At 56.0% G+C, this 11,585-nt stretch carries 9 protein-coding genes; 2 read left to right on the forward strand and 7 right to left on the reverse strand.

Annotation, left to right across the window (positions count from 1 at the left end):
* Positions 1 to 334 precede the first annotated feature (334 nt).
* Positions 335 to 1,378: a DUF58 domain-containing protein gene (locus tag NW842_RS00005; protein WP_414417214.1), complete on the forward strand. Its 1,044-nt coding sequence runs from the start codon at positions 335 to 337 to the stop codon at positions 1,376 to 1,378.
* Positions 1,379 to 1,481: 103 nt separating this feature from the next.
* Here the strand turns inward: NW842_RS00005 and NW842_RS00010 are convergent, their stop codons facing one another.
* From NW842_RS00010 to NW842_RS00025, 4 genes are all read right to left on the reverse strand, one after another.
* Complete coding sequence (locus NW842_RS00010) at positions 1,482 to 2,195, reverse strand: patatin-like phospholipase family protein (protein WP_414374922.1); 714 nt, start codon at positions 2,193 to 2,195, stop codon at positions 1,482 to 1,484.
* The gene (locus NW842_RS00015) at positions 2,173 to 2,445 is read right to left on the reverse strand and encodes a patatin-like phospholipase family protein (protein ID WP_414417215.1); all 273 of its coding nucleotides are present in this window, start codon (positions 2,443 to 2,445) and stop codon (positions 2,173 to 2,175) included. The genes NW842_RS00010 and NW842_RS00015 overlap by 23 nt, the downstream gene beginning before the upstream one ends.
* A gap of 64 nt (positions 2,446 to 2,509) precedes the next feature.
* The gene (locus NW842_RS00020) at positions 2,510 to 3,148 is read right to left on the reverse strand and encodes a histidine phosphatase family protein (RefSeq protein WP_414374924.1); all 639 of its coding nucleotides are present in this window, start codon (positions 3,146 to 3,148) and stop codon (positions 2,510 to 2,512) included.
* A 45-nt stretch (positions 3,149 to 3,193) separates the two neighbouring features.
* Positions 3,194 to 4,162: an NAD(+) kinase gene (locus NW842_RS00025; RefSeq protein ID WP_414374939.1), complete on the reverse strand. Its 969-nt coding sequence runs from the start codon at positions 4,160 to 4,162 to the stop codon at positions 3,194 to 3,196.
* 369 nt (positions 4,163 to 4,531) lie between these two features.
* Here NW842_RS00025 and NW842_RS00030 point away from each other — a divergent pair, with 369 nt between their 5' ends.
* Entirely contained in the window at positions 4,532 to 6,670 is a 2,139-nt protein-coding gene (locus NW842_RS00030) for a serine/threonine protein kinase (protein WP_414374925.1), read from the forward strand.
* Here the strand turns inward: NW842_RS00030 and NW842_RS00035 are convergent.
* The 3 genes from NW842_RS00035 to crtH all read right to left on the reverse strand — a co-directional run bounded on the left by NW842_RS00035 (position 6,667) and on the right by crtH (position 11,406).
* Positions 6,667 to 7,254, reverse strand: coding sequence for a hypothetical protein (locus NW842_RS00035; protein ID WP_414374926.1), 588 nt, complete (start codon positions 7,252 to 7,254; stop codon positions 6,667 to 6,669). The two genes, NW842_RS00030 and NW842_RS00035, sit on opposite strands and share 4 nt — an antisense overlap.
* A 364-nt stretch (positions 7,255 to 7,618) precedes the next feature.
* Entirely contained in the window at positions 7,619 to 9,586 is a 1,968-nt protein-coding gene (locus tag NW842_RS00040; protein ID WP_414374927.1) for a tetratricopeptide repeat protein, read from the reverse strand.
* 263 nt (positions 9,587 to 9,849) lie between these two features.
* Positions 9,850 to 11,406 (reverse strand): carotenoid isomerase, encoded by a 1,557-nt coding sequence (gene crtH, locus NW842_RS00045; protein WP_414374928.1) that lies wholly within the window; start codon positions 11,404 to 11,406, stop codon positions 9,850 to 9,852.
* Positions 11,407 to 11,585 lie beyond the last annotated feature (179 nt).

The raw sequence follows: 11,585 nt of genomic DNA on the forward strand, positions 1-11,585 counted from the left end.
GTTGACCACCTGTCAACAAGAGCGGGTGGCTGCGGCCATTGCTGAAATCCTCTCAGAAAAAACCTGCCCGTAGCACTGGTTATGGTGATTTCAAATTACACTGAAGCAGCTTGTAGATTCCAGACCTCTTTCTCCTTTGGAGAGGGGCCGGGGATGAAGGAGTGATGAGGGGACTGCGGTGTTGTGGAAACGAAGCCGAAAACTAGTTCCACTACTTCAACAGACGGGAAACCTGGGGATCTTCTCCTCAGAGCAGAAATCAGGGCGCCAGGTTCGTTTTCTGCGCCGCTTCCGCTTTACCCGTATTGGGGGGCGGTTTGTCGGGATCGCCCTGTTGGTAAGTATTGCTGCTTTCAACACCGGCAACAATCCCCTGTATTTGTTGCTGGGAATGCTGCTCAGCCTTATTCTCATCAGTGGTACCCTCTCTGATCTTACCCTCAAAGATCTGGAGGTCAGCCGGCAGTTGCCTAGCCGCATTTTCGCTGGCCAGCCTGTCTTAGTGGGTCTCACGCTGGTCAATCGCAAACGGCGCCTGCCCAGCTTCTCGTTGCAGGTGAGCGAACGCATTGAGGGGCTGAGGCGGGAAGATTGGCCTTCCAGCTATGTTTTGCGGGTGGATCCCGGTGCCAAGGTGGACACTTTTTATCAGCATACTTTTTCAAAGCGGGGAGTCTGGCAGTTGCAAGGTTTTGAAGTTGCCACCAGTTTTCCATTTGAACTCTTCCGCAAGGCGGTAGAGATTAGGGATCCCCAAACGGTGATCGTGTTTCCGCGGCTCGCCCCGGTTCAAGGATTGGCGCTGTGGGATCAGCTCAGCAGCGGCAACCAATTGCGCCCCCAGCCTGGTCGAGAGGGAGACTACCTGAGCTTACGGCCCTACCGACCCCACGACGATGTGCGTTCTGTCCACTGGAAGATCTCGGCCAAACGGGATCAACTGATCGTGCGGGAGTTGGAGCGTCCACGAGCCCAGGCCATCACCCTCTGTTTTGAAAACCGCTGGCAGCCCCAGAAAGAGAGGCCCGAGATCCATCGAGACAAGTTGGAGCGAGCTGTAGAGCGCTGTGCCGGGATCCTCTTCTACTTGATGCGAGAAGGTTACCCGGTAGCACTTGTTACGTTACAAGAGCGGACTCCTTTTGGGTCAGACCTGGCCCATCAAGATCACCTGCTGACCGTGTTGGCACGACTTACTTTTGTCGGGGATCCCCAACTCAACTCTCAGCTAAAAAGAGAGCCTGATCCCTCTGTCGAGTTTGACCTCACCCCTCAAGATCGCTGTGTGCTGCTGGCCCATCCTGGCCAGGATGGAAAATCTGCCCCGGCCCATCTCATCCACACGGGATCGCTGTTGCAATTTATCCCAATTGAGTGAGCTTCAGGCCCATTTTGATAGCAGGATCCATCTGAGATTGTTTGGAAAGCTTGGGCGCAGATCCTTGCAAAGCTTTAGGTTAAACTGCTGAAGAAGTGGTGGTTCACTGCTCCAACTTTTGTCGCAATTCTGGAATGGCCCGCCGCATTTGTCGATAGCCCTCCTGAATAATCGGATCTGCTTGATGAAAATCGAAGATCCCATACTGGCTCAGCTTGGGTTGTAAGAGCAAATCCGGCGGATGTTCGGCTAAAACACTGCGGGTAACGATTTGCTCCATCACGTTCAACGTCTTGCCAATAACGTCGAAAATATTGGGACCAGAGGGCTCATCTGGAAACCATTGGCTAATTTTTTCTTGGATCCCTTGTTGTAGGGATTGATAGCGTTTGCGAATGCGGGTGATGAAGTTGGTTTCTTCTTCGATCACTTCTCCTTCAGCATTCAAGCGCTGTCGCCGTTGAAGGGTTTCTTCCACCTCTGTTTCTTCCAGTTGCGACTCCACATCCGCGGGATCCACATGGTTGAGATTGACCGCAACAACAACATCGGCCCCCATCTCTCGCACCACCCGCACTGGCACTGGGTTGACAATGCCCCCATCTCCGAGATAGCGCCCTTCGTAGTAAAAGGGTGTAAAGATCCCTGGGATAGAGATGCTGGTCCGCACGGCATCTGCCATTTTGCCCGAACGCAACAGCACCTCCTGGCCTGTGATCAAGTCGGTAGCCACACAGCAAAAGGGGATCCCGGCCTCTTCAATACACAGCTCTTGCAAATGTTCTGTCAGCAGCTCATAAATTAATTTTGTTGCCATCCAGCAGGCCACAGGTGGGAAAGACCACATCAAACAAAGACAGGATCATCTTCCAGTTGAGATCTCGCACAAAGTCTTCCAGCTCATCCAGTTCTCCCGCTGCATAAATGGCTCCCACAAAAGCGCCAATGCTCGTCCCGGCAATGTAGTCAACGGAGATCCCAGCCCGCTCTAGAGCTCGAATCACACCAATATGAGCCCATCCCCTCGCTCCGCCGCTGCCCAGTGCTAATCCCAGTTTTTTGCCCATGATTGCTCCCTCAAAAAGAGACCCAAAAGACCTCAAGAATCCTAAACCTTGCTCCCTCTAACAATTAGGTACCTGCCCTTTCCCGCAGATCGGAAGGCAGATAACTGCGTTCCCCTAAGATTTCCAGAAGGGGGCCATAGCGGTCGAACTTGACCACGCTGACCGAGGCGGCCAAAACCTCAATGCGATCCCGGTAGCGACCCAGGTCGATGCCCAGCAGGCTGCAGAGAATAACCCGAATGGTGGCCTTGTGGGAGACGATCAAGACGTGGCCGCCTGTCCATTTTTCCTGGATCTCGGCCACAACCGGCATGGCCCGATTGGCAATTTGCACGGCGGTTTCGCCCCCCGGAGGGGCGTTCCAGGCCGGCTCGGTCATCCAGCGCCAATAGGCTTCTGGGTAGGCTTCTTGCGCCTCAGCGTGGGTTTTGCCCTCCCACTCGCCGTAGTGAATTTCTCTTAGGCCCTCTCGAATCTGCATCTCCAAGCCAACTTTCTCGGCCAGGGGGCTTAGGGTAGCCAAGGCGCGCCGCATTGGGCTGACGTAGAGAGCTTGCCAAGGGATCCCAGCATAGGCTGCGGCAAAGGCTTCTGCCATTTGTTTGCCTTCGGGGGTGAGGTCGGGATCCAGAGCGCCGCAAAAGCCGCCGGAACGGCTGTAGGGGGTTTCGCCGTGTCTGAGGAGGTAAAGTTTCAGGCTCATGGGAGATGTGCGGATGGGTGGTGAACTTCGCCACTCTAGCTCTCCTTATCCCCCTTCGGGGCGGTGGTTGGTGGTGGGGATGTAAATGCGGCTACCTGCCCACTGCAACTTTTCCCGCAGAGTGCGAAAGTAGGAGAGCTCTTTTTCCAGGATCATCAGCTTGACCGGTGTAGGCGCTTGCTGAATGTGAACCCACTGGCCGGGATTCACCGACTGAGCCAACACGCCATCTGTCCACAGGCGGGTCAACCCTTCGGGATCCGCAAGGGGCCAAATGTCCACCCTGGCTGTGCCGCTGATGACAATAGGACGGCTAGACAAACTCAGGGGACAAATAGGGGTGATGATGATGGCGTCGAGGGTAGGCTCGAGGATGGGGCCATTGGCTGCCAGAGTGTAAGAGGTGGATCCCGTCGGTGTGGCCACCAGCACGCCATCCCCGTGGTACTGATCCAAAATCTCTCCGTTGACCTCGATCTCCATGATCGCGGCGGGCAGCCGTTCTCGGTTGATCGGCTTCAGGCAGATCTCATTGAGGGCATAGTAGACTTCGCTAACCGGGCGGCCCTGGGGTTTTCCCTCTCCACGGGCGGCCAAGGGATCCCCTTGCCCCAACTGCGGCTGTTCCCAAATCTGGGCTTGCAACATCATGCGGGCTTGCAAGAAAAAATCCCCTGCCTGAATGCGATCCCAGGGATCCTGTTGCAGCACCCGCTCCGACTGGGCCAAAAACCCCAGCCTACCCCCCACTTTGATCGGCAAAATCGGGATCCCATAGGAGGCTAGGTATCGTGCCGCCGCCAACACCGAGCCATCTCCCCCCAGCACCACTGCCAGATCGATGGGATCCGAGGTGGCCTCTAGAAAGACAGGGTAGGGGTTGTGGTGCAAGCCGGTGGGAGCCGTTAACACCGTAACGCCGCGCCGGCGCAACTGTTCAGCACACCTCTGACAAGCGGCTTTGCTCTCCCGATCCCCCTCTTTGTAGGCAATCACCACCAAGCCCAAGTCCATGGTCAACCTCATCAAGGGATCCCTGTCGATTGTCCCCTTCTTCAGACTGGGGATTGCTCAGGATAATCCAGACTATCCCCCCCAAAGTTAACCAGAAAATGTTCTCTTGGACGGTGAAACCGATCACCGCAGCTCTCCCTTGAGCGTCACTGCCCCCGCCAGAGCTTTCTTCTACAACTTTTAAGTAACAGTTAAGTAAATCTGAGAAGTCACCTTGAAGAATCAACCGAAAACCCCGCCATTTCCAACCGATGGCCCCAATCCGGATCCCTGAGTTCAGCCACCGGCGTAGGCTGGTGCAGACCTCAGCAATTCGGTTTATGGTATGGACATTCCCCCTGCAATTCCTCTTCTCCAAGCTGCAAACCCATGACCGCAGATCTCACCAACCGCATTTTGGGCAACCGCTACCAGCTGATTCAAGAAATTGGTAGCGGTGGTATGGGATCCGTCTTCCGCGCCTTAGACTTACACAACAACGGCCAAGAGGTAGCCGTCAAGATCCTCTATGCCCCCATGCTGCTGAGCCGGGGCGACTTCCAGACAGACTTGCGCCGTCGCTTTGCCGAAGAGATCCGCGTTAGCACCCTTCTGGGGCAGCATCCTCGCATCGTCAAGGTTTTGGATCACGGCCAAGAGGGGGAGCAGGCCTACTTGGTGATGGAGTACCTCAAGGGGCAGGATCTGGGCAAGCTGATCCGAGAAAAAGGGGCTTTGCCGGTTCGACAAGCCGTTCGACTAGCCTTGCAGGCCTGTGAGGGGCTGCACTTTGCCCACACGTTTCAGGCCAAGGTAGAGGGTCGCGAGATTCGGGGTGTCATCCACCGCGACATCAAACCCAGCAACCTCTTCATCGAGCAAGTTTTTCAAAACGGCAAGCTCATCCCCCAACTGAAAATCCTCGACTTTGGCGTGGCCAAAACCCTGGCGGATCACACCCTCAGCCTGGGCACCCAAAAAGGGGGAGGATTTATCGGCACAGCTCGCTACGCCTCTCCTGAACAGATACGGGGCAAAGCCTTGGATGCCCGCTCGGATATCTACTCCTTTGGGGTAGTGCTCTACGAGATGCTGACGGGATCCATGCCCTTTCAGCTGGAAACCGACTCCCTGCACAGCTGGATCCACGCCCATTGCTACGAAAGCCCAATCGAGATCAACCCGAAGGCAGCCCCCCAGCCGATCCCCCCCCCTTTAGCAGCCGTGGTGATGGATTGCCTGAAAAAAAACCCAGACGAACGACCGCAAACGATGCGGGAGCTGGGGGAACGACTGCTGCAAGCCTATGACCTGACGGCAACCACCCAACTCTCTAGTGGCCAAGCCAGCACTGTGATCCTGCCCACCGGCAGTGCCAAGCCTCAACAGGATGCTCCACCCTCTTCTGACCCCAAGCCACCAATCCAAACCACCCGCAATACAGGATCAGCTTCTGGAGCCTTTGAAGATATCCGCGATGAGGATCTGGATCTCATCGAAGATGAGCCGGTCTCTCCCCCCTCCCCAGGTGCAGGGATCCCCTATTACATCACCGAGCGGGAACCCTCCTCAGCAGAAGCTTCGCCAGAAACACCGGATCCCTCCCCCCAAAGTGAGGATGAAACTCCCAAAACGCCCTCCACAGTGATCCCAGCCAGCAACGCTCTCCCGACCGTTCAGGATCCCCCTGTCGCTCGCCCTGCCACGCCGGCACGAACCGATACTCCCCGCACTCGCCCTCTGCGGCAAGCTGCCCCCCAAACGGTTCTGCAACCTTCCGACAGCAACCTGAAGTGGGTTTTGGCCGGGGGATCCCTGGGCGTTATGGCTTTGCTGGCCGCCTTTTTGCTGTGGCCACGTCCAGCGGTTCGCGATACCCAGGAACAGCCGGATCGCACCCCAACTCCCGAACCCAAGGTAGAGCCCATACGCATAGAGCCCATACCCGTAAAACCAATCCTAGGGATCCCAACTCCCGGTTCTACGCCTACCCCTACGCCCGAAGCAACCCCCACGCCTACCCCTGAGGTAACTCCAGCGCCGACACCCACCCCGACTCCAGCACCAACACCCACTCCGACACCGACGCTTACCCCTATCCCTCGATTCACCCCGCTTGTCCCTCGTACTCCTACCCCCACCCCGACTCCATCCCCCACTCCCACTGCCACACCTGCCCCAGCAACGCCAACACCTGCGGCAGAGCTGGCCCTCAGCGGCGAGTGGCTTTACGAGGGAGGATCTTTTATCTGGCAGGGATCCCTGTGCAAGGTCAATGTTGCGGCTGGCGTCCAGGAAACCGTCTCCATTCGTCAGGAGGGCAACCAGATCAGCGTTTCCTCCCCCAGCTTTTCTGAGCGCAGCGGCCAGCTTATCGGCAGCCAACTTTCTGTTAGCGGCAGGATAGGGGGTAGCGGTACCCCAACCGTTGCTTGGAGTGGCACGGTCAGCCCTGACGGGCGCGTGATTCGCGGCAGAGCCACCTGTGGCAGCGCTGACTTTGCCATCAAGCTCACCCGCCAGAGCTAGAGGCCGACACCCCCCCCTCGGTCTCCGCCGCCGCCGTCTTCCCTATCGTCTTTCTGTTGCCGTTGAGGCGGTGGAGGAGGAGCAGCAAAGCTTTCGCTCACAACTTCGATGGTGTAAGGGCCTCGCCCAGGGCTGCCCGGCCCAGCGGCTGGAGAGGCATTTTGCGCCCAGTAGCTTTGCACCTGGAGCAAGTAGCAGCGGTTTTGCCGCACGGGGATGGTTAGCTGAGAGGTGGTAAAGTTGCCAGGGGCAGCATCATCATTTACAAAAACGTCAGGATCGAATCTCCGGTTGCTATCAAAGCTGCCGATAGCCAACAGCGGATCAAAAACCTGGCTGGTCAGCCGGATCGTAACCCCCGTAACGTTGGCTGCAGAGGGAAAGTAAAGAAACGCATCTGAATAAAAGGTAAACGTGCCGGGAGGGGGTGGGAATTCCCGGGCATTTCGAAAATTGCCCTCCTCATCAAAATAAAACTCCAAAAGGCTATTCGGCCCCAAGGTTCCACTGCGCCTATCCCCCTGTCGGCGGAGGCCAATCGAAGCGAAAAAGTCTGGGCTGAAGGCTTGTTCGCAGACGTTCACCAGAGGCGGTATTGTACTCCCTCCACTTCCTCCACAACCTGCCAAAACCGCAGCCGAGGCCAAAAGGCCCAAGAACAGCCTCTGCAGGGATCCCTGCGGAGCTCTAGAAGCATTCGATGCTGGCCCTGGCATAAGCACTCCTCCGGACACCGGATGTCAATGTTCCTCTAGATTACGATGCTCTGAGCAATTCTCAGCAAAATGCAGATCACTGACAGGATTTTCCCACGTTTAGGCTTGCACCAGCCTGGGGGGGCTGTTCCGCTGTTGACCTCGAGAAGGGAGCTTCAAGGGCGTAGTGGGGCCGTTGAGCCAATTTTGTCCTCAGGAAGGGATCCAGAGCAAAACCCTTTTTCGCAGTGGGCTAACCACTACTGGCGTCGGGCTTCCTGGTGAGGAAGAAATGGGCCAGGGCTGCCACACATTCTCGATCTTCGAAGAGTAGGTGGCATCGCTGCCGAACCTCCTCAGCCATGTGGTAGCGAAACTCAGAATCGGATCCCAGTTTTACGGCCAAATCCTCATAGCTTTTCAGATCCGAGGCAATTAAACTGTCCAGCTCCATTCTTTTGAGAATGGCATAGGTATGCCGGCCCCGCATCAGCTTTCCAGGGCAAGTGATTACAGGTAACCCAATCGCAACGGCTTCTAGGGTGGTGATCCCACCTGACCAGCCGTAGGAATCCAACATGAGATCCGCACAGCGGTTGAGATCCAAGTAGTCTTGATGGTCTAATCCAGGCAGAACCAGACAGTGGTCTTCTGCATTGAGACCGTACAGGGAAAAAGCCCGGGTGAGCCGTTGCTGAAATTGTCGAGCAATGGCAGCATTGGGCAGAGCCAAGAAGACAAACTGAGCGTTGGGCACTCGTTGGGCAATAGCGGCAAAAAGATAGTCGTATTGGGGCAGATATTTACCCAAGTATTGACAAGTTAGGTAAACCACTGCATCTTCACGCAGGCCGAAATCCTCACGATAGCGCTTTTGCTGCGGCAAAACCGGCTTTTCAAAGCAAGTACCCAAATGAGGTAGCCGGATCAAGGTTTCACTGTAGTGTTCCTGAGCATTCTCCGGCTCCATTAAATCGCTGGAAAGGAAATAGTCAATCGTAGAAAGCCCAGAAGTTACAGGATGAGCCCAAGTGGAGCACTGTATCGGTGCCAGTCGCAGGGAAGCCAGTTGCAGAATGAGAGGCGAAAGGCCGATCTCCAAATACACCAAAATATCCAACTGATCCTGTAGGATTTGTTGGGCTGCATCCTCGAGGCTGCTGGGAATGTGCCTAAACACATCGGCGTATTGACGATACCGGTCTGTCATGAAGTCGGTTCTGGGATCCAAGTGATAGGCGAAGACTTGAAACTTTCGCTCCGAGTTAGCCTGTCCATCAGCCCAATTGGCGTTCAGGTACTTAACCCAACCCAGAGATAAGCGACTGTAAGAGCAAGCTCGCATGGAAGCTGAGGCAAACCCAACTCGGAGGGGATCCCCTGGTTGGGATTGGCAAGGAAGATATCTCCACTGGGAATAGCAAGCGTTGACTATGCGTTGAACAAACTGGGCATATTTTTTCTGTAAATCCAGGTCGTTGTAGCCTTGGTACTGTAGGTAGTGATTGGTTCCCAGTCCTGATGCCCACAGCGCTGTGCGACGTTGCTCCTCTGTTTCTAGGGGAGTTTCCTCAATAAGACAATCCAGATGCTCGATAAAGCGAGCACGAAAGGAGTTGAGTTCTTCCTCGCTCCGATAGACTGCTGGCAGATACAGATGATAAAACCAACGAGCCTGTTCTAACTGGGGATCCAAAGCCATTGCTTTCTCCAGGTGATCCAACGCAACAGCGTGTTCTCCTTGATCTCGACAGGCGATGGCCAGATTCAGATGCACCTGCGCCAAAGGGATCCCTGTCTGTTCATCCGAGTTTTCCAGTAGAGGATTGAGTAGGGCAATGGCTTCTTCGCTACGTCGCAGGTTAACTAAGATTTTTCCAGCTTGAAAGGCAGATCCAGCAGCGTGTGGATTCAGTTTCAGGCTTTGCTGATAACAGGATAGCGCTTCCTCCAGTTGACCCAAAGACTCATAGACGACACCCAAATTGTGGTGATACAGAGCCACTTCGGGATGTTGCTCAATGGCTTCTGCAATGAGAGCCGCTGCCAATTCCGAGTCTCCTCTGGCTTGAGCTACCGTTCCCAACAGGTGAAGGGCATCTGCATGCTCAGGAAAATCCGCCAAGATTTCGGAGTAAATGGCCTCTGCTTGCCGCAAATCTCCTGCTTGCTGGGCTTGGATCCCGGCTAGAAGTTTGTTTGTAAGTATCCAGTCTGACATCTACTACAAGATGGCTAGAAATTCTCCTGACTTGTCTGCCCAGTATAGTCATTTCAAGTGGATACAAACATCCCCCAAGCTCCACCATTAGCCCTTTTCCCAGAGGAAGAGGGGAGTTGGGGATCAACGGAACAACAGTTTCACTGCTATTGGGAATGCCCCCGTTGTGTTGCTTCTGAGTTGTTGATGTTTGGATGTCTATGTCGGCATTTCGAGGACTTGTAACTCGCTTTTCCAAACCGGTAAGCGAGGAGAAGGGCAACCTAACTCAAATCCGCTGCCACCCGGTGGGCGCAGGCAAAGCCGGAGAAGGCAACGGCATTGAGCCCTTGGCCGGGGAAGGTGCTATCCCCCACGCAGTACAAGTTGGGGATGGCGGTGCGATTGAAGGGCATGCCCAGCAAGCCCCAGGGATCCCGGCTGGGGATGGGCCCATAGGTGCCGTTGCTGCGGCTCAAGAAGCGGCGGTGGGTGCGGGGGGTGCCTATCTCCTTCAGTTCAATGTGGGATCCCAGTTGGGGCCAAAGGGCCTCCAGGCGGCGGATAAGCCGGTCGGCGGCTTGCTGTTTTTGGATCTGGTACTGGCTTGGGCTTAACCCTTGCCAGGTGGATATCCAACTGGGGGTAAAGGCATGAACAATGTGGCGGCCCGGGGGAGCCAGGTCGGGATCCAACAGGGTGGGGACGGAGACGAAAAGGGTGCCCTGCTCAGCCTCCATCTGATCCCAGTCTTCCAGGAGAATGTGGTGACAATGGCATTCGCCGGCCAGGGCCTCGGCCCGCACCCCCAGGTGCAAGCTTAAAAAGCTAGGGGATTGCTGGTAGCGTTTTTGCCACTGCCGCTCCGCCCTGGGCAGGGATCCCGGCCATAGGCGCTCAAAGGTGTCCCAGCGGGTGGCATTGGAGATGATTGTGCGGGCAAAGAGCTTTTCCCCGCTGGCCAGTTCTACGCCCACCGCCCGACCTCTTTCTTCCAGGATCCGCCGCACGGACGCTTTGTAGCGGATCTGCCCGCCATGGGCCTCTAGCCCCTGGGCCAGCTTTTGGGCGATCTGCCCCACCCCCCCTTTGGGATAGTTGACACCGCCGTAGTGTCGGTCACAAAACACCATCCCGGCATTGATGATGGGCGTGCGATCCGCCGGCACCACCGACCAGCAGTAGCACTCCATGTCCACAAAGCGCAGCAAATCCGGATCCCGCAGACAGCGCCGCGCTACCTGGCCCACATTCACCGGCAAATAGCGCGCCAAGGTCAGGCAGCCGAGGGGATTGCTCACAAAAGAACGAAATAGATAGCCCCACTCCTCCAACGAGAGCAGCTCCATGGCATTGAGGCTGTTGAAGATGGGCCACAGGCTATCGTAGAACCGGCGAATGCCGGCGGCTTCCCGGGGAAAGTAGCCGGATAGCTCCTGCAAAAACTGCTCGTAATCCCGGTGTACTCGGGGATTCAGCCCCTTGGGCAGGTGGTAGGCAATCTGCACCGGATCGGGGATAGAGTCTATGGACTGGCCCACGGCTGCCAAGGCGCGGGTCAGCAAGTTGGTGGTGCCTTGGGTGCCCAATCCAAAGATCATGGAAGCGCCCACGTCAAAGCGGTAGATCCCGTTGCCTAAGGGATCCGGACGCTCAAAATAGCCGGCACTGCCCCCTGGAATGAGGTATTTCTCCAGCACCAGCACACGGTATCCTTTGGCAGCCAACTGGCTGGCCGCGACCAATCCCCCGATCCCCGCACCGATGACGATGGCATCCCAAGCAGGGGAAGGGGTGTGCAGAGCCTGCAAGAAGGTCTGAGAAGGCAAAGTAGAGGTCAAGGGATCCCTCTGGAAACTCAAACGCAAGATCAGTATCTTTACCGTACCAGAGGTTCTAGGGTTTCCCCATGGGTTGAGCTCCCCTGGGAATGAGTTTGCCCAGATCTGCAAGATCCCCAAATAGAGATTGTGGCGCGGGCTACGGAACCGAATTCACGAATTTGCTATACAGAATCCGG

It is taken from the genome of Synechococcus sp. R55.4, from assembly GCF_047461935.1.
Lineage (GTDB): Bacteria > Cyanobacteriota > Cyanobacteriia > Thermostichales > Thermostichaceae > Thermostichus.